The organism is Salmonella sp. NW645, assembly GCF_051703725.1.
Taxonomy (GTDB): domain Bacteria; phylum Pseudomonadota; class Gammaproteobacteria; order Enterobacterales; family Enterobacteriaceae; genus Salmonella; species Salmonella enterica.
Genome location: NZ_JAMMKR010000002.1, coordinates 570,893 through 594,334, shown reverse-complemented (window position 1 = coordinate 594,334; position 23,442 = coordinate 570,893). Strand labels below are relative to the sequence as shown.

Sequence of the window (23,442 nt, the reverse complement as noted above, 5' to 3'; positions counted from 1 at the left end):
CCCGGTGGCGCTAACGCTTACCGGGCCTACAGATTTTTCCATTGTAGGCAGCATAAGCGTTAGCGCCATCGGCACAACGCTATACTAATGCCCCATAAATGGTGAGCAACGCAATAATCACCACCACCACAAACGAGGCCTTCTTCGCCATCGACACCGCCGCTTTGGGGGTTTCTACCTTGTCAGTATGCGGTTCGCGCGCCAGTGAGAACTGCGCCAGACGTGTGAGCACCTGATACTGCGAAGTATGCAGATCCGCCAGCGAGGCAAACCAGGCCGGCAACGCTTTCTCGCCATGCCCCAGTAATGCATACACTACGCCCGCCAGACGTACCGGAATCCAGTCCAGCACATGAAGAATAGCGTCAATGCCGGATTGCAAACGTTGGTGCGGCGTCTGATAGCGCGCCAGCCACGTCTGCCAGGCCCGTAAAAACGCATAGCCCACCAGCGTTACCGGCCCCCACGGACCGCCAACGATAAACCAAAATAGCGGTGCGAGGTAAAAACGGAAATTTATCCATAACAACGCATTTTGCAGCTCACGCAAAAATTCACGCTCATTACAATCCGGCGGCACGCCGTGAATCAGCGTAAGCTCGCTGGCCATCGCCTCGCAAGGATGCGGATCGTTACGGGACGCCGCTTTCAGCCAGGCGTGATAATGTACTCGCACTTTGCCCGCGCCGATACACAGCACGCCCAGGAGAATCCACACCACCAGCGTTGGCACGTTAAATAGCAGCCCTTTTAACGCCTGGAGCAGTAGAAAAGTCACCACCATCGCGATCGCCGTCATTCCCATCGTGCGCAACATCGAAAAATGCGTAATCCGACGGAATAGCGCCTCCAGCCGATGATCGAGCTGCCAGTGCTCGCCCAGCTTAAACAGGCGCTCGACAATCAGCACCAGTAATGTCGTAAACAGCGTCATGTCATCTCCTTGTGCGACGAGAGGGCTACCAAAGCGCGAAAACGCGGCCAGTCAAAGGCAGGGCCAGGGTCCGTTTTGCGGTCAGGCGCAATGTTACAGTGTCCGGTCATATTGTCGGCGATCGCCGGATAGCAAGCGATAAGCGTGCGCGTCACGGCGGCTAGCTGCTGATACTGTGCATCGGTATAAGCCAGCGTATCCGTCCCCTCCAGCTCAATACCAATGGAGAAATCATTACAACGTTCCCGCCCCTGATAGTTTGATACGCCCGCATGCCACGCACGCTTATCAAAAGGCACATACTGGACGATTTCACCGTCGCGACGAATCAGACAATGGGCCGAAACACGAAGATGAGCGATTTCTGCAAAAAAAGGATGGGCGTCTGGATCTATCGTTCCGGTGAATAATGCATCGATCCACGGACCGCCAAACTCGCCGGGGGGCAGGCTAATATTATGCACCACCAGCAAGGACGGTTTTTCGTCATCCGGACGGCAATCATAATGCGGAGAAGGGACGCGTCGCGCCTCTACCAACCAACCCTTATCTGGCAACATGCAGAGTCTCCTTTTGAGTGGTGCTTATAGCTGCTTCAGAGTAGCATGTTTCTACCTTATGATTCGTTAGCAATTTGGAGTTTTATCATGCCGCCTCGCCGTTATAACCCAGACGACCGACGTGACGCGCTACTGGAACGCATTAATCTCGATATCCCTGCCGCCGTTGCTCAGGCGCTGCGTGAAGATTTAGGTGGAGAAGTCGATGCTGGCAACGATATCACCGCGCAACTTTTGCCGGCAGATACGCAAGCCCATGCCACGGTGATCACTCGTGAAGACGGCGTTTTCTGCGGCAAGCGCTGGGCTGAAGAGGTCTTCATCCAACTGGCGGGCGATGATGTGCGCCTCACCTGGCATGTCGATGACGGCGATGCCATTTATGCCAACCAAACAGTGTTTGAACTGAACGGCCCAGCTCGCGTATTGCTGACCGGCGAGCGCACGGCGCTAAACTTTGTCCAGACCCTTTCCGGCGTCGCCAGTGAAGTACGCCGCTACGTTGGACTGCTGGCTGGCACCCAAACCCAGTTGCTCGACACGCGTAAAACGCTGCCGGGTCTGCGCACCGCGCTCAAATATGCAGTTTTATGCGGCGGCGGCGCCAATCATCGTCTGGGCCTCACTGACGCGTTCCTGATTAAAGAAAACCATATCATCGCCTCCGGTTCTGTTCGTCAGGCGGTGGAAAAAGCGTTCTGGCTCCATCCGGACGTGCCGGTAGAAGTCGAGGTCGAAAATCTGGATGAACTGGACGATGCGCTGAAAGCAGGCGCGGATATTATCATGCTGGATAATTTCAACACCGACCAGATGCGCGAGGCGGTGAAACGCGTCAACGGCCAGGCGCGGCTGGAAGTATCCGGCAACGTCACCGCGGAAACCTTACGCGAATTTGCTGAAACCGGGGTGGATTTCATCTCCGTTGGCGCGCTGACCAAGCACGTACGCGCGCTCGATCTCTCCATGCGTTTTCGCTGATCCTCTCCACCCGATGGCGCTGCGCCGTCGGGTCTATAAATCACCTGTCCGTAGATCCGCGTCGTGATTCGGTAAAATATTCGTAGCGCCTCGCAATAACGTTGCCGTGTCATGTAACGCAGCGAAAATCTTCAGAATCCGCCTTCCCGTTTTACCTTTTGCCGCTCGCCCGCTCTTCCCGCGTTTGCCACAGTAGCGCCAGCTAACTCAAGGAGCGAACAATGGAAAAACAACGCGGTTTCACGCTTATCGAACTGATGGTCGTTATTGGCATCATCGCCATTTTAAGCGCCATCGGCATTCCGGCTTACCAGAACTATCTGCGTAAAGCGGCGCTGACGGATATGTTGCAAACGTTTGTCCCCTACCGTACCGCCGTCGAACTCTGCGCTCTGGAACATGGTGGGACGAGCACATGCGATGCGGGCGTCAACGGTATCCCCTCGCCCGTCATCACCCGTTATGTTTCGGGCATGAGCGTGGAAAAAGGCGTCATCACGCTTACCGGCCAGGAGAGTCTGAGCGGGCTTAACGTCATCATGACGCCCGCCTGGGACAATGCTAACGGCATTATCGGCTGGACGCGTAACTGCAATATTCAAAGCGACAGCGCGTTACAACAGGCTTGTGAAGATGTCTTCCGTTTTGACGCCAACTAAGGAGACAAGATGAAAGACGCTCAGCTCAACACATTGTGTCAACGTCATCAGGCTGTACTGATCAATAGCGCCAGCAACAGTATCACTGTTGCGGTGGTCGACGCGCCCTCTCATGCGTTACTGGACGCTCTGCATTTCGCCACGCAAAAACAGATTGATATTGTGTGCTGGACTCGCCAGCAAATGGAAAATCATCGGCATAAGCCGGATCAGGCTCCCTCGGCAAACGCCGCGAAAGGCGGAGAAACCGCGGCCCAGCTTCTCAATCAGACATTACGCTCGGCGATGGCGAAACGCGCCTCTGATATCCATCTCGAACCAGGCGCCAGCCGCTACCGGATAAGACTCCGCATCGACGGCGTTCTTCATATTCTGCAGGACATCGCCAAAGAGACGGGGCTTGCGCTGACGGCCAGATTGAAAGTCCTGGGAAATTTGGACATCGCTGAACATCGGCTGCCGCAGGACGGGCAATTTACCGTTGACCTGGCGGGCGACAGCATCTCTTTTCGTATCGCCACGCTTCCCTGTAAAGAAGGCGAAAAAGTCGTCTTACGGTTGTTGCATCAGGTTGAACAAACGCTGGATCTGGACACGCTGGGCATGTACGGGGCACAACTTACCGCTTTTAGACAAGCCCTACAGCAACCTCAGGGGCTGGTACTGGTGACTGGCCCCACCGGTAGCGGAAAAACAGTCACGCTATACAGCGCGCTACAAACCCGGAATATGCCGGGTATCAACCTCTGTAGCGTTGAGGATCCGATAGAAATTCCACTGGATGGGATTAACCAAACGCAGATCCATCCCCGCGCCGGGCTCACCTTTCAAAATGTGCTGCGCGCGCTTTTACGCCAGGATCCTGACATCATCATGGTAGGTGAAATTCGTGACGGCGACACCGCAGAAATCGCCATTAAGGCGGCACAAACGGGCCATCTGGTACTTTCCACGCTCCATACGAACTCCACCAGCGAAACCCTGATACGTTTACAACAAATGGGCGTAGCACGCTGGATGATCTCATCGGCGCTTACGCTGGTGGTAGCGCAACGCCTGGTAAGGAAGCTTTGCCCGCACTGCAAACAGCGCCTGAGCGATCCCGTGGTGCTATCGCCCAATCTTTGGCCCAGCGCGCTACCGCGCTGGCAGGCAAGCGGCTGTCAGCATTGCTACCACGGCTTTTATGGCCGAACCGCGTTATTCGAAGTGTTAACCGTTACCCCGACATTACGTCAGTTAATTGCGAGCGGCGCATCGGCACAAGCACTGGAAGCCCACCTCCAACAGACCGGTACAGGGACGCTTTTTGAAAATGGCTGTCGCGCCGTTGAGCAAGGCATGACGTCCTTTGAAGAGATACTGCGCGTTCTGGGAATGCCCCATGAGCGTTAAACAGCTCTGGCGCTGGCAAGGCGTTAACGATAAAGGTCAACTGGAACAAGGCGTTGTATGGGTGGACAATCGTCTGGCGCTGATCATCACCCTGCAACATCAGCGCATTATGCCGCTTCGCATCAAGCGCATGGGCGTTAACGCCGCACTGTGGAAAGAAGAGCAAAGCGCTGAAATTATTCATCAGTTGGCCACGCTCATTCATGCCGGACTGACGCTTTCTGAAGGGCTGGAACTCCTTGCGCAACAGCATCCCCACCGACAATGGCAAGCGCTGTTGCGCACGCTGGCTCACGAGCTTGAACAGGGCGTCCCTTTTTCCAGCGCATTAGTCTCCTGGCCGCAGGTATTTCCGCCGCTCTACCAGACGATGATCCGCACCGGAGAACTGACCGGCAAACTGGCCGAATGCTGCTTTGAACTGGCCCGTCAGCAAAAAGCGCAGCGGCAGATTACGGTTAGCGTGAAAAAGGCGCTGCGCTATCCCGCCATTATTCTGACAATGGCCGCTCTGGTCGTTTTCGCCATGCTGCACTTTGTTCTGCCGGAATTTGCCGCCATTTACCGTAGCTTTAATACCCCGCTCCCTCTTCTGACGCGCGGTATTATCGCGATAGCGCAATGGGGGTCGGCATGGGGTTGGCTCATCTTGTTCCTGGCGATGCTCGTTGCTATCGCTCACCGCAGGGTAAAACAAAAGCCGTCCTGGCAAGCGCAGCGGCAGCGTCTTCTGCTACGGCTTCCCGTTATGGGTCGCCTGATAAGAGGCCAGAAACTAGCGCAAATATTCACCGTACTGGCATTGACCCAAAGCGCAGGCATTCCTTTTCTTCAGGGACTGGAAAGCGCTATCGATAGCCTCGGCTGCCCTTACTGGTCACAGCGTTTAACGCAGGTACATCAGGAGATCGCCGCGGGCAATCCGGTCTGGTTGGCGCTAAAAAATACCCAGGAATTTAGTCCGCTATGCCTGCAACTGGTCAGAACGGGCGAAGCGTCCGGTTCACTCGATATCATGCTGCATAACCTTGCCCGTCACCACAGTGAAACTACGCTGGCGCTGGCCGACAATCTGGCGTCGCTGTTGGAACCGGCGTTATTGATCATCACCGGCTTAATTATCGGTACGCTGGTGGTGGCGATGTATTTGCCGATTTTTCATCTGGGAGACGCGATGAGCGGGATGGGATAAGGCTGGCGCACATTTACGCCAGCCAGAATATTAGAGGCTATTGAAAATGCGGTTTTCTTGTTCCTGCACCCGAATAAAGGTGGTGCGTTTGGTCAACTCTTTCAGGCGAGACGCGCCGACATAAGTGCAGGCTGAGCGCAAACCACCCAGGATATCGCGGGCAGTATTGCCCACCGGCCCACGCAGCGGCAATTTAACCGTTTTACCTTCTGCCGCGCGGTATTTCGCGACGCCGCCGACATGACGGTTCATCGCAGATTCCGAACTCATGCCGTAGAACAGCATAAATTTCTCGCCGTTCTCTTCTACCACGCTGCCGCCGCTCTCTTCGTGACCCGCCAGCATACCGCCCAACATAACGAAATCCGCGCCGCCGCCGAAGGCTTTTGCTACGTCGCCTGGCATGGTGCAGCCGCCATCGCTGACGATCATGCCGCCCAGGCCATGCGCCGCGTCAGCACATTCGATAACCGCCGACAGTTGCGGATAACCAACGCCAGTTTTTACACGCGTCGTGCATACGGAGCCGGGACCAATTCCCACTTTCACGATATCGGCGCCGGAGAGGATAAGCTCTTCGCACATCTCGCCCGTTACCACATTGCCTGCGCAGATTGTTTTTGTCGGCCATGCTTCACGTGCTTTCGCGACGAACTGCACAAAATGTTCTGAATAGCCATTGGCCACATCAATACAGACAAAGTTCAGCGCAGGATCCAGCGCCAGAATCTGCACGGTCTTTTCGAAATCAGCATCAGAGGTCCCGGTGGAAACCATCACATGCTTCAGAACATCAGCCGAAGCCGTGTTGATAAAAGCTGCCCACTCTTCAACGGTATAATGTTTATGTACAGCAGTCAGAATATCAAACCCGGCCAATGCTTGCGCCATTTCAAACGTCCCGACGGTATCCATATTGGCCGCGATAATCGGTACGCCAGACCAGGTCTGACCTGAGTGTTTAAAGGTGAATTGACGTTCCAGTTCGACATCGGAACGGCTTTTGAGGGTAGAACGTTTAGGACGGATAAGAACGTCTTTGAAACCTAACTTCAGATCTTCTTCAATACGCATGTGCGGATTCCTGGGGTTAATGGCGAAAAATCGAAACTCACAACTCCAGTGACGCTATCATACGCACTAATCATGGCCGTACAAGACTGCGAAATTCTCTTTTTTTACGTTACAATCCCATAAATTTACCTGGCGAATAGTAGGTTAATGCTCAGAGCGCATCGTCTTTGTATGTTTAAAATTTAACCTTTTGATTATCAAACTAAAATTCCGGAAGCTGGAGATATGAGGTATACCGTAGCCTTAACCGGCGGTATTGGCAGCGGTAAAAGTACCGTCGCTGATGCCTTCGCTGACCTCGGAATAACCGTCATCGACGCGGATATTATCGCGCGCCAGATGGTTGAGCCAGGGCAGCCCGCCCTGAACGCAATAGCGGAACATTTTGGTTCTGAACTTATCGCCGCCGACGGCACATTACGTCGCCGGGCGCTGCGTGAGCGTATTTTTTCGCATCCGGAAGAAAAAGCCTGGCTTAACGCTCTGCTTCATCCCTTAATTCAGCAGGAAACCCAACGACAGTTTCAACAGGCTACGTCGCCCTATGTGTTATGGGTTGTGCCTCTGCTGGTTGAAAACAGGCTGTATCAAAAAGCCAACCGCGTACTGGTGGTTGACGTTACGCCCGAAACGCAGCTTATGCGCACAATGCAGCGTGATGATGTTACGCGCGAGCATGTTGAACACATTCTCGCTGCGCAGGCGACGCGTGAAGCGCGCCTTGCCGTGGCGGACGATGTTATTGATAATAACGGCGCACCGGATGCTATCGCATCAGATGTGGCCCGCCTGCACGCCAGTTATCTTAAGCTCGCGTCGCAGTTTGTCTCACAGGAAAAACCGTAATGCACACCCAGGTCCTATTTGAACACCCTCTCAATGAGAAGATGCGTACGTGGCTGCGCATAGAGTTTTTGATCCAACAGCTCTCCATCAACCTGCCAATTGCAGACCATGCTGGCGCACTGCATTTTTTCCGTAACATCAGCGATCTACTGGATGTGTTCGAACGGGGCGAAGTCCGTACCGAACTGCTGAAAGAACTGGAGCGCCAGCAGCGTAAATTACAGGCCTGGGTTGAGGTTCCCGGCGTCGATCAAGACCGTATTGAAGCCCTGCGCCAGCAGTTAAAATCCGCGGGCAGCGTGCTGATCTCCGCCCCGAGGATTGGCCAGCAGCTACGCGAAGATCGCTTGATTGCCCTTGTGCGTCAACGCTTAAGTATTCCTGGCGGCTGTTGCAGTTTCGATTTACCCACTCTGCATATCTGGTTGCACCTACAACAGGCGCAGCGCGACGTCCAGATTGAAAGCTGGCTTGCCAGCCTGAATCCCCTCACCCAGGCGCTGACGTTGGTGCTTGATCTGATCCGTAATTCAGCGCCTTTCCGTAAGCAAACCAGCCTGAACGGTTTTTATCAGGATAACGGGGACGACGCCGATTTGCTGCGTCTTATGCTGACGCTCGATTCACAACTTTATCCGCAAATTTCCGGCCATAAGAGCCGTTTTGCCATTCGCTTTATGCCGCTGGATAGTGAAAATGGTCTGGTGCCGGAGCGTCTTGATTTTGAACTGGCCTGTTGCTAAGGAGTAAAAATGTCTGACGTGACCGTCGTAAACTGTCCGACCTGCGGTAAACCGGTCGTCTGGGGAGAAATTAGCCCCTTCCGCCCATTTTGTTCTAAACGCTGTCAGTTAATTGATTTGGGCGAATGGGCCGCCGAAGAGAAACGAATCGCCAGCAGCGGCGACCAGTCTGATAGCGACGACTGGAGCGAAGAGCGCTAACGGAGATGGCTCTGTTGAGACGGCAATATCGCCTTATGACAAAAATAATCAATAAATACGCGTAGTTTTAGCGCCATATGCGCGCGGCCGGGATAATACCAATAAAATCGGCGAGATTAGGCTATAACAGAAACGTAGCCGCCACTGCGCCAGAAAACCCTGGCGCGTTATCACTGACCCTAAGCCCGCAGGAGCTGACGGCAATTGAGGCGGTTTTTCCTCACGACGCCGCGGCCGGCCCCCGCTACTGGCCGGAAATTATGTCGACATTAAATCGCTAATAAGATCGATGGGGATCGTGTTGCGATCCCCCACTAAGGCGCAAATTGGCGTAATTTACGAATAATCGGTTCATTGGCCGGTGGAAAATCGTCCGTATTCAACGCGTTTTGCGCGATCCACCGTCCCGGCTGTCCTTCTTTCCCCCACGGTTCGCCCTCCCAGCGTTCAACCAGCCAAAACCACAGCGTAATGTGTCGGTCCGGGAATTGATATTCCAGAGTGTCGAATAATGTCACCTGTGTTGGCGTAATCCCCACCTCTTCCTGTAGCTCCCGGATCAACGCCTGCTCTGGTGTTTCGTCGGCTTCAATTTTTCCGCCGGGAAATTCCAGCTTGTTCGCCATATGCGCATCCGCGGCGCGTCGGGTAATAAAAATTTCGTCGTTCGGGTTGCGGATAATCCCAACCGCGATTTGCAGTTTTTTCATCTTGTTGCATCCATAAAAAAGGCGCAGTCGCCTGCGCCTTTTTATCTGTGTTCAATGCCAGGCCGAATAAGCGTAGCGCCCTTCGGCAATAATGCCAGCACCGACCTGATGGCAACACATTATGTCTTATCAGGCCGGTAAGTTTATCGCATTAGCTCAGGCGACCGTGACACTGTTTGTATTTCTTACCGGAACCACAAGGGCAAGGATCGTTACGTCCAATCTTACGTTCGCCGGTTTGGGCGGCCAGATCGGCAGCCACGGCGGCATCGTCATCCTGATGGCTTAGCTGCTGCATCTGCGCCAGGCGCTCCGCCTCTTCGCGACGCTGCATTTCCATCGCTTCGACCTCTTCCGGCATACGTACCTGGACTTTGCTCAGGGTGCTGATCACTTCATATTTCAGCGATTCCAGCATCGCGGCGAACATAGCGAAGGATTCGCGCTTGTATTCCTGCTTCGGATCTTTTTGCGCATAGCCGCGCAGATGAATACCCTGACGCAGGTAATCCATCGCCGCCAGGTGCTCTTTCCACAGGGAATCGAGCGTTTGCAGCATCACGCCTTTTTCGAAATGACGCATCATTTCAGCGCCAACCACCTCTTCTTTACGCTGATACACTTCGATAGACTGCGCCAGGATGCGCTCACGCAGCGTCTCCTCATGCAGCTCCGGCTCTTTATCCAGCCATTCGGCAATCGGCAGCTCCAGGTCGAAGTCGTTTTTCAGGCGTTCCTGCAAACCCGGGATGTCCCACATCTCTTCCAGCGACTGCGGCGGAATGTAGGCGTCGATAGTCGCCTTAAAGACATCTTCGCGAATGCTGTTAATGGTGTCGCTCACGTCAGACACATCCAGCAGTTCGTTACGCTGGGTATAAATTGCACGGCGCTGATCGTTCGCCACATCATCATATTCCAGCAGTTGCTTACGAATATCGAAGTTACGGCTTTCTACTTTACGCTGCGCGTTAGCGATAGCTTTCGTCACCCACGGGTGCTCAATCGCTTCGCCCGGCTTCATCCCCAGTTTACGCATCATACCGGAGACACGATCGGAGGCGAAAATACGCATCAGCGCATCTTCCATCGACAGGTAGAAACGGGAAGAACCCGGATCGCCCTGGCGACCGGAACGGCCACGCAGCTGGTTGTCGATACGGCGGGATTCATGGCGCTCGGTGCCAATGATATGCAGACCGCCGGCAGCCAGAACCGCGTCATGGCGTACCTGCCAGTCCGCTTTAATCTGCGCAATCTGTTCTTCCGTCGGCGCTTCCAGCGCGGCGACTTCCGCCTGCCAGCTACCGCCCAGCATAATATCGGTACCACGCCCCGCCATGTTGGTAGCGATAGTGACCGCCGCTGGATAACCAGCCTGCGCAACGATGCCTGCTTCGTTGGCGTGGAATTTTGCGTTCAGGACGTTATGTTTGATGCCCGCTTTGGTCAGCTCTCTGGAGACCACTTCAGATTTCTCGATAGAAATCGTCCCGACCAGCACTGGCTGACCGTTCGCGGTACGCTCTTTAATATCTTCGATAATGGCCTGGATTTTTTCCGCTTCGGTCATGTACACCAGATCCGGCAAATCTTTACGGATCATCGGACGGTTGGTCGGAACAACGACGGTGTCCAGCTTATAGATAGAGCTAAATTCGAAGGCTTCAGTATCCGCCGTACCGGTCATACCGGCCAGCTTTTCATACAGACGGAAGTAGTTCTGGAAGGTGATAGACGCCAGCGTCTGGTTTTCATTCTGAATTTCAACGCCTTCTTTCGCTTCTACCGCCTGGTGCAGACCGTCAGACCAGCGACGCCCCTGCATGGTACGACCGGTATGTTCATCAACAATGATGACTTCACCGTCTTTCACAATGTAATCCACGTCACGGGTAAACAGCGCGTGCGCGCGCAGCGCGGCGGTGACGTGATGCATCAGCATAATATTGCCAGGCGAGTAGAGCGACTCGCCTTCATCCATAATGCCTTCTTGCACCAGTAGCTCTTCGATCAGCACCAGACCGCGTTCGGTCAGGTTAACCTGGCGCGCTTTCTCATCAACGGAGAAGTGGCCTTCGCCCTGGAAAGTGTCAGAATCTTCTTTCTCCTGACGAATCAGGTGCGGAATGATTTTGTTCACTTTTTTGTACATTTCCGAGCTATCTTCCGCCGGGCCGGAAATAATCAGCGGCGTACGCGCTTCATCGATCAGGATGGAGTCGACCTCATCCACCAGCGCATAATGCAGTTTACGCTGCACGCGCTCTTCCGGGCTGAACGCCATGTTGTCGCGCAGGTAGTCAAAACCGTATTCGTTGTTAGTGCCGTAAGTGATGTCGGCAGCGTAAGCTTCACGTTTGGCTGGCGCAGGCATACCTGGCAGGTTGATACCAACGGACATGCCGAGGAATTCGAATAGCGGACGGTTGTTTTCGGCGTCACGCTGCGCCAGATAGTCGTTCACGGTTACCACATGAACGCCTTTGCCGGACAGCGCGTTCAGGTAGGCTGGCAGCGTTGCGGTCAGCGTTTTACCTTCACCAGTACGCATTTCGGCGATACAGCGATCGTTGAGCACCATACCACCCAATAGCTGAACGTCGAAGTGACGCATCCCAAAGACGCGTTTACTGGCTTCACGCACCACCGCGAACGCTTCCGGAATCAGGCTCTCTACGCTTTCGCCTTTTTCAATACGGGCGCGAAATTCGTTGGTTTTCGCTTTCAGTTCGTCATCGGAGAGTTTTTCCATCTCCGGTTCCATCGCATTAATAAGGCTGACGGCCTTACGCATACGACGCAGCGTACGATCGTTACGGCTACCGAATACTTTGGTTAATAATTTGATTAGCATAATAAAGTCTCAAATGCCCCGCGCCGCGGAGCTACAAATAAAGTAAAAGGGTCTTTTTTCGTTAGCTGAGACGTTGCGGACCGGCGCGGATACCCTGCGCCTGACTTATCCAGGCCGGGATGCTAAATGCGGTTTGTGGCGCAAAATACGCCAGGGAGAGGCGGCGAACAATCGCCGGCGGCGTGCCCTCCTGCGTGAGCATCGCGCTGAGCGTATTCAGTAAGGCGATATGATGCGCCTGTAATGGCGAAGGCGCATCGGCAACGGGCAGCGTTTGCGGCGCCATTGCAAAAGAAAGGTGGCGAATCACCGTGCGAATAGCGTGCTGATGCCAGTAATCTACGGTGAAATTGGGACGACGGTTAGAGACTTCTAACAGCGCAAGATGGCTAAAGTTAACTTTAGACGCGGTGCTGGCGGTCGTCCTTGCAGGCGTATTGGTTTCGGCGGCGTTACTGAGCGCGGGCAAACCAAAACTCGCCGCGACCATCCCTAATAAGAGATGCGGCCAGAAGTATCGTCTGCCTAACTGTCGCCAGCGCGTCAGTATTCCACTCACGTCATTGCCACCTGATATGCCCCTCATGGGCTTACGGAATCAAAACAATTTGCGCACAAATCTTATCATTAAAGCGTACGCGCTACAGCAGTAATGACGAGAAGCTAAGGTGAAAATCGGCTAAGAAAACAGCGAACGCGCCGTGTTTCCATTTAACCCTGTCAAAATGGCTGTATTAAGGAAAGCGCAGATAAAGAATAGTAAAAAAAACGACTGGCTCGCCTGGCCGGAGAGAGTGCCAGGTTAACCAGTCGAATTTTATACGACAGCGTATGTCGTTATGCCAGTACCGTCGAAGGCGCTTTGAAAGCCAACGGCAGTTCTGCGTCGTCCTGGAAGGTCACAAATTCCCAGGCTTCCTGTTTTGCCAGGACTGCCTGTAACAATTTGTTATTCAATGCGTGACCGGATTTATACGCGGTAAACGCACCAATAATATTGTGACCACACATGAACAAGTCACCGATCGCGTCGAGCATTTTGTGACGAACGAATTCATCTTCAAAACGCAGGCCGTCTTCGTTCAATACGCGATAATCGTCAACAACGATGGCACAATCGAAGCTGCCGCCCAGGCACAGGCCGCGGGACTGCAGATATTCGATATCACGCATAAAACCGAAGGTACGCGCACGGCTGATCTGGCGCATGAACGCATCCGCAGAGAAGTTCATCGCGTAGCGCTGGCTGCTGGAATCGATCGCCGGATGGTTAAAGTCGATAGTGAAATCCAACGTAAAACCATTGTACGGTCTGAATTCAGCCCATTTATCGCCATCTTCAACCCGAACAGTCTCTTTGATGCGTACGAATTTTTTGGCGCAGTTCAGTTCATCAATACCGGCATCAAGCAGCAGGTAGACAAACGGAGCGGCACTGCCATCCATGATCGGGATTTCCGGGGCATTAACCTCAATAACGATGTTATCGATACCTAAGCCCGCCAGAGCAGCGTTCAGGTGCTCAACGGTTGAAATCCGTACATCATGCTCATTCACCAGACACGTACAGAGCATGGTATCACGCACAGATTTGGCATCGGCCGGGAAATCTACCGGTGGATTCAAGTCGGTGCGACGATAGATGACCCCGGTATTGGCCGGCGCAGGGCGTAATGTCAGGGTGACTTTTTTGCCGGTGTGTAAACCGACGCCAGTCGCCTGAACGATACGTTTAAGTGTCCTTTGTTTGATCATCGTATAATCTCGCCAAATTATCTATCCAACCGAAGTGTACTATACATTCGGCGGGCCAGTTTAGCACAAAGAGCCCAGAATCCCAAATTCCAGCTAATTCTTAATCAGCTTGCTTACGCAGGAATGCGGGGATATCCAGATAATCCGGCTCTTTCGCCGCCTGTGGTGTATTGTCGTTAACCACTTTCGCGACCGTTTTTTGCTCCTGCGTCAGCGGCGCCATACCGTGCTGCTGATAACGATCCAACACCGGCTGCTGCACCTGTTTATTGGTGACCAGGGTGATTTCCGGACGTTTGTCCATACCAATTCCAGTGGCAACAACGGTCACGCGCAGTTCGTCGTTCATATCCGGGTCCAGAGAGGTACCGATAACCACGGTGGCGTTATCCGACGCAAACGCGCGAATGGTGTTGCCGACGGTTTCAAACTCGTCCAGACGCAGGTCGAAGCCCGCCGTAATGTTGACCAACACGCCGCGCGCGCCGGACAGGTCGATATCTTCCAGCAGCGGAGAGGAAATAGCCATTTCAGCCGCTTCTTCCGCACGGTCTTCACCGCTCGCCACGCCGGAGCCCATCATTGCGTAGCCCATTTCAGACATCACAGTACGCACGTCAGCAAAGTCGACGTTCATCAGGCCTGGGCGGGTGATCAGCTCTGCGATACCCTGAACCGCGCCTTTCAGCACGTCGTTAGCCGCGCCGAACGCGTCGAGCAGGGAGATACCACGGCCCAGCACTTTCAGCAGCTTGTCGTTCGGGATGGTGATCAACGAGTCCACATGCTTGGACAGCTCGGTGATACCCTGCTCCGCAAATGCCATGCGCTTTTTGCCTTCAAAATTGAAAGGCTTAGTCACCACGGCAACGGTCAGAATACCTAAATCTTTTGCCACTTCAGCAACCACTGGCGCCGCGCCGGTTCCGGTACCGCCGCCCATGCCTGCTGCGATAAATACCATGTCTGCGCCTTCAAGCGCCGCACGCAGCGCTTCACGGTCTTCGTCCGCCGCGTTACGACCGACTTCCGGGTTAGCGCCGGCGCCCAGACCTTTGGTAATGCCGCTACCAATTTGAATGGTCTGGCCAACCGCCGTTTTACGCAACGCCTGAGCGTCGGTATTCACCGCGAAGAATTCAACACCTTCGATGCGCTCGCGCACCATGTGTTCAACAGCGTTACCGCCGCCACCACCGACGCCGATGACTTTAATCACCGCGTCGTTGGTTAGTTCCATAGGTTCAAACATAATCTCTCTCCGTCATGTGCCTGTCGCCTGAGGCCGTAATATCTGGCGGCCTCATAAAAATTAAAACTCTTTTCGCAGCCAGCTATTAAGTCGCTTGATCCACGAGCCAACTGATGCCGTAACACGTTTTTCCACTTCTGCTTCACCGTTTAAGTGGGACTCTTTCCCGTAGTGAAGCAAGCCCACCGCCGTTGAGTAATACGGCTCCTGGGCATAATCCGTCAGACCGGTGATATTCAGCGGCGCGCCGATACGCACCTGCGTATGAAACACGCGCTGAGCGCAAGCAGCAAGCCCTTCGATTTGCGCCGCGCCGCCGGTTAACACAATCCCCGCCGCCAGGTGATGTTTTACCCCTTGTTGGCGAAGCTGTTCCTGTAATTGCAATATCTCTTCGTTGACCAGATTGAGCAGCTCGGTGTAACGCGGCTCAATCACTTCCGCCAGCGTCTGACGTTGCAGGCTGCGCGGCGGACGCCCGCCTACGCTCGGTACTTCAACGCTCTCGTCTTTACCGACGATGGAACCCAACGCGCAACCGTGGCGGACTTTAATGGCTTCAGCATCGCTCGGCGGCGTACCAAAGGCATAAGCGATATCGCTGGTCACCACGTTCCCCGCGTAAGGGATCACTTTGGTATGACGCAGCGCGCCGCCAGTATAAACGGCGATATCCATTGTACCACCGCCGATATCCACGACACAGACGCCCAGTTCACGTTCATCTTCCGTTAACACGGAATAACTGGCCGCCAGTCCGGCAAATATCAGTTGGTCAACTTTCAGACCACAACGTTCAACAGCTTTGACAATGTTTTTTGCCATATCGTTGTGGCAGGTAATCAAATGTACTTTCGCCTGCATACGCACGCCGGAAAGACCGACCGGATTTTTAATGCCTTCCTGGTAGTCAATGGCGTACTCCTGAGGAATCACATGCAGCACGCGATGTTCATCGCGCACGCGCACTGACTTCGCAGTATGCACGACGTTTTCCACATCTTCCTGCGTCACTTCCTCTTCGGAAATGGGCACCATACCAATTTCATTCTGACAGCTAATATGTTTGCCGGAAAGCGCCAGATATACCGAGGAGATCTGGCAATCAGCCATCAATTCCGCCTGGTCAATGGCGCGCTGAACGCATTTCACCACTGACTCAAGGTCATTCACCCCGCCTTTATCCATACCCCGCGATGGGCAACTGCCCACGCCAATGATATTGACCATACCGTCGGGCAGAACTTCCCCTACTAAAGCGGCAACCTTCGCGGTGCCAATCTCCAGTCCTACTACCAGTTTTCTGTCCGTCGCCTTGATCATTGTTGTTCTGCCTGTGCCTGATTCTGTTGCTGATTAGATTCCTCAGGGGGGAGCGGCGCCCAGCCAACTGCCGCACCTGAGTCATAACGCAAATCAACGTAGCTAATCCGTTTGCCATCGGTTTGCGCCTGCTGCTGTAAAACCGGATAGAGTTCTACAAAGCGAGCCAACCTTTTCATCGTATCGCCCCTGCCGAGATTGAGCTTAATGCCGTTATTAAGCGTCAATTGCCAGGAGCGACGTGCGGTCATCGCCGCTTCCTTTAGAGTGAATTTATCCTTAGCCAGCACCTGCCCCATCTCGCGGTATCCCTGCAACACTTCACTCGCGCTGCCTTCCGGGCCATACAACATGGGTAAAACCTGTTTGCCGATGCGGTCTGACGGCACGCTGAAGGTGTTCCCTTCAGCATCGACCATATGTTGATCATTCCAACGCGCAATCGGCACATATTCAACCAGATGAATCTTCAATTCATCAGGCCACTGTTTTCTGACGCTGGCCTGTTTAATCCACGGCAAACGCTCAATCTGGCTCTGGATAATGTTCACATCCTGCGTCATGAAGGTTCCCGGCGCGCCCAGAGCCAGTATCGCCTGACGGATATCATCGTTACGCGTGTAGTGACGCTCGCCGGTTAATACCAGCTTTGATAACGGTAAACGCTGCGCATCTTCCATCCACCCTAACACGACCCACCCGCTAACAAACACGGTGCACAGTACCGTCAGCAGGAATAAAATTCCTGCAAGACGCGTTCCATTATTGCGGCGTGAAGAAGGCGTCTCTTCATCACTGTTTCGCGTGTTCAGCGCAGCCTGCGACATATCAGTCCGCCAACTCCAGAATTCGTACCACTAACTGCGAGAAGCTCATTCCCGCCTGACGCGCCGCCATCGGCACCAGACTATGGCTGGTCATCCCCGGAGATGTATTGGCTTCCAGCAGATAAAACTGACCATCGCTGTCCAGCATGACGTCAATACGCCCCCATCCCGTGCAGCCTAAAGCTTTCCATGCCTGCAGGACGAGAGACTGTAGCGCGGCTTCCTGGGACGCTTCTAAACCAGCAGGGCAGAAATACTGAGTCTCATCAGAGAGATACTTCGCCTCATAATCATAGAAGGTTCCTGCCGGTTGGATACGAATTGACGGTAAAATTTCTTCGCCAACTATCGCCACCGTAAATTCCGGACCGCACAGCCATTTCTCAATCAGTATTTCGTCATCATGCTGAAAAGCCAATGATAACGCACCCTGTAAAGCATTTTCTTCTACTACTTTCGTCATACCGACGCTGGAGCCTTCACGGCTGGGTTTGACAATTAGCGGTAAACCCAGCGCCGAAATTCGCGCTTTTTGTTCTTCGCTAAGGCCTTTTTCAAACTCAGCGCGCGTCAGCGCGACCCACGGCGCAACCGGTAAGCCTGCGCCCTGCCACAGCAATTTACTGCGCAGTTTATCCATGGAAAGCGCCGAGGCCATCACACCGCTGCCGGTATAAGGCAGGCCGAGCAGTTCAAGCATTCCCTGTAAGGTGCCATCTTCACCGCCGCGGCCATGCAACGCAATAAAGGCCTTCTGAAAGCCCATTGCTTTAAGCTGCGCGACATCGACCTCTTGCGGATCGACGGGATGCGCATCAATGCCGCCTTCACGTAACCCGGCCAACACTGCCGCGCCGGAATTTAACGAAACGTCCCGCTCCGCAGAGGTTCCGCCCAACAGGACCGCGATTTTATCAGCCATGTTGCTCTTCCTCCTGGATTTGCGGCTTCAGCTTGATTTCAGATAAGTAACGCGCAATTTTGCCAACATTTCCTGCGCCTTGCACTAATATCAAGTCGTTACCCGTCAGCACCGGCGCTAACATTGTCGCAACCTGAGCCGGATCGGAAACCAGAATTGGGTCAATTTTTCCCCGATTACGAATCGTGCGACATAAAGAGCGGCTATCCGCGCCCGGAATCGGCGCTTCGCCCGCCGGGTAAACGTCCAGCATCAGCAGCGCATCAACCTGGGTCAGCACATTGGCGAAATCGTCATACAGATCGCGCGTGCGCGTGTAACGGTGCGGCTGAAACAGCATCACCAGGTTTTTATCCGGCCACCCTGCTCGCGCAGCTTTAATGGTGGCGTCTACTTCAGTCGGATGATGGCCATAGTCATCCACCAGCATCGCCGTCCCGGCTTTACCATTCACCGGCTCAAGCGGGAACTCGCCGAGGAAGTCAAAACGACGCCCGGTCCCCTGGAAGCTTTCCAGCGCGCGCAGGATAGCGTCATCGGCGATGCCTTCTTCGGTCGCTACCGCCACTGCCGCAGCGGCATTCAGGGCATTGTGGCGACCCGGCGCATTCAACGTGACATGCAGATCCGGCATTCCCTGGCGCAACAGCGTAAAGTGCCCCTGCGGCCCTATCTGCTGATAATCTTCTACACGGACGTCAGCATCCTCGCTAAAGCCATACGTCGTGGTCTGACGCCCCACCCGCGGCAGCAGCTCGCGGATGACCGGATCGTCGACGCACATTACCGCGCGACCGTAGAACGGCAGGTTATGCAGGAAGTTAATAAACGTCTGCTTTAAATTTTCAAAGTCGCCATGATAGGTATCCATATGGTCGGCTTCGATGTTGGTGACGATCGCGACCATCGGCTGCAAATGCAGGAAGGATGCGTCGCTCTCATCTGCCTCGGCAATCAGGTAACGACTATGGCCCAGACGCGCATGAACGCCTGCGGCTTTCACCAGTCCGCCATTCACGAAAGTCGGGTCCAGCCCCGCTTCGGCATAAATACTGGACACCATCGCGGTCGTTGTGGTTTTTCCGTGCGTCCCGGCAATGGCGATGCCGTGGCGAAAACGCATCAGTTCCGCCAGCATTTCCGCACGGCGAATAACCGGAATACGCGCTTCATGCGCCGCGACAATTTCCGGGTTATCCGCGGAAATTGCGCTGGAAACGACGACCACGCTGGCATCACGCACATTTTCCGGACGATGATTAAAGAAAATCGTCGCCCCCAGGCTCGTCAACTGCTGGGTCACCGGATTCGGCGCTAAATCGGAACCACTGATCTGATACCCTTCATTGGCCAGAACTTCGGCAATACCGCCCATACCAGCACCACCGATGCCGACAAAGTGAATGTGCCGAACGCGACGCATTTCGGGCACGATGGAACGCAGTTTTGCCAGTTGTTGTGTATTCATTCTTTACGCCATTAACTCCAATACCCGCCATACTTCAAATTGCAGATGCGTTGGCTTGCCTGCAACCCAAATTATTGAGGGTAGAAAAACCCTGCGATGCAAAAGGCACCGCCACAAATTATGTCCGGGCAACCCGGCTGACTTCACTGGCGACGCGTTCGGTAGCATCCGGAATGGATACCGCGCGGGCACGCTCCGCCATGGTTAACAACGCCTCGCGCGACCACCCCGCCAGGGTGTCGGCGACAGCCTCTACAGTAAACTGCGGCTGCTCAAAAATCTTAGCTGCGCCGGCGTTTTCTAACGGCAGCGCATTCCAGTACTGCTGCCTGTCTTTATGCTGAAACGGCACAAATATCGCCGGTAATCCGGCGGCGGCGATCTCGCTCACCGTTAAAGCGCCGGAACGACATACCACCACATCCGCCCACGCATAGGCGGCGGCCATGTCATCGATAAATTCCGTTACCTTATGCTGCGGTTGTCCCGCCCCGGCATATGCCTGCTCTACCGTGAGCTGCGCGCCTTTTCCGCTTTGATGCCAGATTGTAACCGTATCGCCCAGTCTGGCGGCAACCTGCGGCATCGTCTGGTTCAGGACTCGCGCCCCCTGAGAACCGCCGACCACCAACACGCGAATCGGGCCGTCACGACCGGCCAGACGCACCTGCGGCAACGGCAACGCCAGTACGTCGGTACGCACCGGGTTACCCACCACTTCCGCGTTCGGGAACGCACCGGGAAACGCCTGCATCACCGTGGTCGCGATTTTGGCCAGCCACTGATTGGTTAGTCCGGCGATACCGTTTTGCTCATGCAAAACGACCGGAATACCCAATGACCAAGCAGCAAGACCGCCGGGGCCGGAAACATAACCGCCCATTCCCAGTACGACATCCGGCTTAAACCGCTTCATGATCGCCCTCGCCTGCCGCCAGGCGTTAAAAATCCGCAGCGGCGCCGCCAGAAGCGCTTTTACGCCTTTACCGCGCAGACCGGAGATCCGAATAAAGTCAATGTCGATGCCATGCTTCGGCACTAAATCCGCTTCCATACGATCGGCGGTACCCAGCCAGCGAACCTGCCAGCCCTGGGCCATTAAATGATGCGCAACGGCCAGTCCCGGGAACACGTGCCCGCCGGTACCGCCCGCCATCACCATTAACCGCTTCGGTTGACCACTCATCGAGAACCTCGTGTAAACGCCTGCGCTTTTTCCAGACGCGTTTCATAATCAATACGTAATAAAAACATAATGGCCGTCGACATAATCAACAGACTCGACCCGCCATAACTGATCAGCGGCAGCGTAAGACCTTTGGTCGGCAGCATCCCCGCGGCCGCGCCAACGTTTACCAGCGCCTGGAAACTAAACCAAATACCGATAGAACACGCTAAAAATCCGGAAAAACGGTGGTCAATCTCCAATGCCTTACGGCCAATCGACATCGCGCGAAAAGCGACGAAGAATACCATTAAAAGCGCCAATACCACACCGATATAACCCAGTTCTTCCCCAATAATGGCGAAGATGAAATCGGTGTGCGCCTCCGGCAAATACTCCAGTTTCTGCACCGAATTCCCCAGCCCTTGCCCCCATATCTCACCGCGACCAAAAGCCATCAGCGACTGCGTCAGCTGATAACCGCTGCCGAACGGATCTTCCCAGGGATTCCAGAACGAGGTAACGCGGCGAATACGATACGGTTCGGCGAGGATTAACAGAATCACCGCCGAGATGCCCATCCCGATAATGGCGATGAACTGCCATAATTTCGCCCCGGCGAGAAACAGCATCGCCAGCGTGGTGACAAACAGTACGACCACCGTCCCGAGGTCAGGTTGCGCCAGCAGTAACACCGCCAGCACCAGAATCACGCCCATTGGTTTTAAAAAGCCGCGCAGGTTATTTCGCACCTCATCAACCTTACGCACCAGATAGTTCGCGAGGTAGCAGAACAGCGACAGCTTGGTAAACTCCGCAGGCTGAATACGCAGCGGCCCCAGCGCAATCCAGCGCGACGCCCCGTTGACCGAGCTCCCGACGACCAGCACGATAAGCAGCATAATGATCGACGCTATCAGCATCGTCGTGCTGTATTTTTGCCAGAAGGTCATGGGCAAACGTAGCGTGACCATCGCCAGACAAAATGCCAGGAAGATATAGAGCGCATCACGTTTGGCAAACAAAAACGGATCGTTCGCCAGGCGCTGCCCGACTGGCATGGAGGCCGACGTCACCATGACAAAACCAATCGCCGCCAGCCCGAAGGTCAGCCATAGCAGCGTGCGGTCATACATGATCAGACTGTCGGCGTCTTTATCGCGCGAAGCCATCACCCAGCCTTTAAGCGCCGCAAACAGCCAGGCCAGGAGGCCAAAGCCTGGTACGCGCGGCATTCTCAGACGGGGGAGAGATAAACGCATCAACCTAACTCCTTCGCCAGACGGGTAAAGACATCGCCCCGTTGCTCAAAATTTTTAAACTGATCGAGGCTGGCGCAGGCGGGCGACAACAGCACCATATCACCCGGCTGAACGCGCGGCGCCAGCAAACGCATCGCCTCTTCCATCGTCTCAGTCTGTTGGGCGATTTCCGGACGCAGTGCGGCAAGCTGCGCGCCATCGCGCCCAAAGCAATACAGGCGGATACGATCGCCGGTCAGATAGCGCGCCAGCGGAGAAAAGTCTGCCGACTTACCGTCGCCGCCCAGCAGCAGATGTAGCGTACCGTCCACATGCAAACCGTTTAGCGCCGCTTCGGTACTGCCGACGTTGGTCGCTTTCGAGTCATTGATCCAACGTACGCCGTTATGCTCCAACGCCAGCTGGAAGCGATGCGCCAGACCGGTAAATGTCGTCAACGCCTTCAAACTGCTGGCGCGCGGCAGACCTACGGCATCCGCCAGCGCCAGCGCCGCTAACGCATTGGTATAGTTATGCTGACCGGAAAGCTTCATCTCTTTCACGTTCAGCACCTTCTCGCCTTTGACTCGCAGCCAGGTTTCGCCCTGCTGACGATTAAGGTGATAATCACCCATATTGACGCCAAAGCTGACGCATCGTTCATCGGCCCCGCGAACCGGCATCGTCAACGCGTCATCGGCATTCACTACGCACACTTTCGCCTTCTCGTAGACGCGCAGTTTCGCCGCCCGGTACTGTTGCAAACCAAACGGATACCGGTCCATATGATCTTCAGTGACGTTGAGCACCGTTGCCGCCGCCGCTTGCAAACTTGAGGTAGTTTCCAGTTGGAAACTGGATAATTCCAGCACGTACAATTCGCGATCGGCATCCAGCAGCATCAGCGCCGGAAGACCGATATTGCCGCCAACACCGACATTGACGCCCGCCGCCTTCGCCATCTCGCCCACTAAGGTGGTCACGGTGCTTTTGCCGTTCGAGCCGGTGATGGCCACAATCGGCGCTTGCGCTTCGCGGCAAAACAGTTCGATATCGCCAACAATTTCCACTCCAGCGCTGGCGGCAGCGCTAAGAGAGGGATGCGCCAGAGCAATACCAGGGCTGGCGACGATTAAATCCGCCGCTAAGAGCCACTCGTCGTTCAGGCCGCCAACGTGACGCTCAACCTCTTGCGGCAGCTTATCCAGACCCGGCGGCGTCACGCGAGTATCCATCACCCGCGGCGTGACGCCGCGGGCAAGGAAAAAGTCCACGCAAGAGAGTCCGGTTAAGCCCAGACCAATAATGACGACGTTTTTGTCCTGGTAATCAGCCAT

General features: G+C 54.6%; 22 protein-coding genes and 2 pseudogenes. 8 read left to right on the top strand and 16 right to left on the bottom strand.

The features are described 5' to 3' along the window. Positions 1 to 79: 79 nt before the first annotated feature. Complete coding sequence (gene ampE, locus NA389_RS06655) at positions 80 to 934, bottom strand: beta-lactamase regulator AmpE (RefSeq protein ID WP_000172039.1); 855 nt, start codon at positions 932 to 934, stop codon at positions 80 to 82. Next, positions 931 to 1,494 carry a 1,6-anhydro-N-acetylmuramyl-L-alanine amidase AmpD gene (gene ampD / locus NA389_RS06650; protein ID WP_000936326.1) on the bottom strand — a complete coding sequence of 188 codons (564 nt, stop codon included), beginning with the start codon at positions 1,492 to 1,494 and terminating at the stop codon, positions 931 to 933. The genes ampE and ampD overlap by 4 nt, the downstream gene beginning before the upstream one ends. An 87-nt stretch (positions 1,495 to 1,581) precedes the next feature. Here ampD and nadC point away from each other — a divergent pair, with 87 nt between their 5' ends. From nadC to hofC, 4 genes are all read left to right on the top strand, one after another. Then, complete coding sequence (gene nadC / locus NA389_RS06645) at positions 1,582 to 2,475, top strand: carboxylating nicotinate-nucleotide diphosphorylase (RefSeq protein ID WP_001135132.1); 894 nt, start codon at positions 1,582 to 1,584, stop codon at positions 2,473 to 2,475. A gap of 221 nt (positions 2,476 to 2,696) precedes the next feature. Further along, positions 2,697 to 3,134 carry a prepilin peptidase-dependent pilin gene (ppdD, locus tag NA389_RS06640; protein WP_000414986.1) on the top strand — a complete coding sequence of 146 codons (438 nt, stop codon included), beginning with the start codon at positions 2,697 to 2,699 and terminating at the stop codon, positions 3,132 to 3,134. A 9-nt stretch (positions 3,135 to 3,143) separates the two neighbouring features. Beyond that, a complete protein-coding gene (gspE, locus tag NA389_RS06635) occupies positions 3,144 to 4,529 on the top strand; it encodes a type II secretion system protein GspE (protein WP_000650588.1) in 1,386 nt (461 codons plus the stop codon). Then, positions 4,519 to 5,721, top strand: a complete 1,203-nt coding sequence (gene hofC, locus NA389_RS06630) for a protein transport protein HofC (RefSeq protein ID WP_000114112.1) — start codon at positions 4,519 to 4,521, stop codon at positions 5,719 to 5,721. Before gspE ends, hofC begins: the two co-directional genes overlap by 11 nt. Before the next feature lie 30 nt (positions 5,722 to 5,751). Here the strand turns inward: hofC and NA389_RS06625 are convergent, their stop codons facing one another. Next, complete coding sequence (locus NA389_RS06625; RefSeq protein ID WP_001217363.1) at positions 5,752 to 6,795, bottom strand: GMP reductase; 1,044 nt, start codon at positions 6,793 to 6,795, stop codon at positions 5,752 to 5,754. Between the two features lie 225 nt (positions 6,796 to 7,020). Here NA389_RS06625 and coaE point away from each other — a divergent pair, with 225 nt between their 5' ends. Genes coaE through yacG form a run of 3 tightly spaced genes read left to right on the top strand, consistent with a single transcriptional unit; the run spans position 7,021 to position 8,585 of the window. Continuing rightward, a complete protein-coding gene (gene coaE, locus NA389_RS06620) occupies positions 7,021 to 7,641 on the top strand; it encodes a dephospho-CoA kinase (protein ID WP_001270914.1) in 621 nt (206 codons plus the stop codon). Continuing rightward, positions 7,641 to 8,384 carry a cell division protein ZapD gene (zapD, locus tag NA389_RS06615; RefSeq protein ID WP_000557445.1) on the top strand — a complete coding sequence of 248 codons (744 nt, stop codon included), beginning with the start codon at positions 7,641 to 7,643 and terminating at the stop codon, positions 8,382 to 8,384. The genes coaE and zapD overlap by 1 nt, the downstream gene beginning before the upstream one ends. Positions 8,385 to 8,393: 9 nt before the next feature. After that, a complete protein-coding gene (gene yacG / locus NA389_RS06610; RefSeq protein WP_001286419.1) occupies positions 8,394 to 8,585 on the top strand; it encodes a DNA gyrase inhibitor YacG in 192 nt (63 codons plus the stop codon). On the opposite strand, the pseudogene NA389_RS06605 reads toward yacG, so the two are convergent. After that, positions 8,582 to 8,695: pseudogene (locus tag NA389_RS06605) on the bottom strand (LysR family transcriptional regulator); the annotation flags it as partial. The gene yacG and the pseudogene NA389_RS06605 sit on opposite strands and share 4 nt — an antisense overlap. 36 nt (positions 8,696 to 8,731) lie before the next feature. Here NA389_RS06605 and NA389_RS06600 point away from each other — a divergent pair. Then, positions 8,732 to 8,866, top strand: a pseudogene (locus NA389_RS06600) (aldo/keto reductase); the annotation flags it as partial. Positions 8,867 to 8,899: 33 nt separating this feature from the next. Here NA389_RS06600 and mutT read toward each other — a convergent pair. The 12 genes from mutT to murD all read right to left on the bottom strand — a co-directional run bounded on the left by mutT (position 8,900) and on the right by murD (position 23,442). Beyond that, on the bottom strand, positions 8,900 to 9,295 hold the full coding sequence (gene mutT / locus NA389_RS06595) for an 8-oxo-dGTP diphosphatase MutT (protein ID WP_000736058.1): 396 nt from the start codon (positions 9,293 to 9,295) through the stop codon (positions 8,900 to 8,902). A gap of 151 nt (positions 9,296 to 9,446) precedes the next feature. Beyond that, positions 9,447 to 12,152 (bottom strand): preprotein translocase subunit SecA, encoded by a 2,706-nt coding sequence (secA, locus tag NA389_RS06590; RefSeq protein WP_000905754.1) that lies wholly within the window; start codon positions 12,150 to 12,152, stop codon positions 9,447 to 9,449. 61 nt (positions 12,153 to 12,213) lie between these two features. Further along, positions 12,214 to 12,711, bottom strand: a complete 498-nt coding sequence (gene secM / locus NA389_RS06585; RefSeq protein WP_000014338.1) for a secA translation cis-regulator SecM — start codon at positions 12,709 to 12,711, stop codon at positions 12,214 to 12,216. 278 nt (positions 12,712 to 12,989) lie between these two features. Further along, the gene (gene lpxC, locus NA389_RS06580; protein ID WP_000595487.1) at positions 12,990 to 13,907 is read right to left on the bottom strand and encodes a UDP-3-O-acyl-N-acetylglucosamine deacetylase; all 918 of its coding nucleotides are present in this window, start codon (positions 13,905 to 13,907) and stop codon (positions 12,990 to 12,992) included. Between the two features lie 100 nt (positions 13,908 to 14,007). Continuing rightward, complete coding sequence (gene ftsZ, locus NA389_RS06575; protein ID WP_000462785.1) at positions 14,008 to 15,159, bottom strand: cell division protein FtsZ; 1,152 nt, start codon at positions 15,157 to 15,159, stop codon at positions 14,008 to 14,010. Between the two features lie 60 nt (positions 15,160 to 15,219). Then, the gene (gene ftsA / locus NA389_RS06570) at positions 15,220 to 16,482 is read right to left on the bottom strand and encodes a cell division protein FtsA (protein ID WP_000588463.1); all 1,263 of its coding nucleotides are present in this window, start codon (positions 16,480 to 16,482) and stop codon (positions 15,220 to 15,222) included. Beyond that, positions 16,479 to 17,309: a cell division protein FtsQ gene (gene ftsQ, locus NA389_RS06565; RefSeq protein ID WP_000075728.1), complete on the bottom strand. Its 831-nt coding sequence runs from the start codon at positions 17,307 to 17,309 to the stop codon at positions 16,479 to 16,481. Before ftsQ ends, ftsA begins: the two co-directional genes overlap by 4 nt. A gap of 1 nt (position 17,310) precedes the next feature. Beyond that, positions 17,311 to 18,231 carry a D-alanine--D-alanine ligase gene (locus NA389_RS06560; RefSeq protein ID WP_000763892.1) on the bottom strand — a complete coding sequence of 307 codons (921 nt, stop codon included), beginning with the start codon at positions 18,229 to 18,231 and terminating at the stop codon, positions 17,311 to 17,313. Continuing rightward, positions 18,224 to 19,699 carry a UDP-N-acetylmuramate--L-alanine ligase gene (gene murC / locus NA389_RS06555; protein ID WP_001096070.1) on the bottom strand — a complete coding sequence of 492 codons (1,476 nt, stop codon included), beginning with the start codon at positions 19,697 to 19,699 and terminating at the stop codon, positions 18,224 to 18,226. Before murC ends, NA389_RS06560 begins: the two co-directional genes overlap by 8 nt. A 118-nt stretch (positions 19,700 to 19,817) precedes the next feature. Then, on the bottom strand, positions 19,818 to 20,885 hold the full coding sequence (gene murG / locus NA389_RS06550) for an undecaprenyldiphospho-muramoylpentapeptide beta-N-acetylglucosaminyltransferase (protein WP_000016613.1): 1,068 nt from the start codon (positions 20,883 to 20,885) through the stop codon (positions 19,818 to 19,820). Next, complete coding sequence (ftsW, locus tag NA389_RS06545; RefSeq protein WP_001239803.1) at positions 20,882 to 22,126, bottom strand: cell division protein FtsW; 1,245 nt, start codon at positions 22,124 to 22,126, stop codon at positions 20,882 to 20,884. Before ftsW ends, murG begins: the two co-directional genes overlap by 4 nt. Then, positions 22,126 to 23,442: a UDP-N-acetylmuramoyl-L-alanine--D-glutamate ligase gene (gene murD / locus NA389_RS06540; RefSeq protein WP_000796443.1), complete on the bottom strand. Its 1,317-nt coding sequence runs from the start codon at positions 23,440 to 23,442 to the stop codon at positions 22,126 to 22,128. The genes ftsW and murD overlap by 1 nt, the downstream gene beginning before the upstream one ends.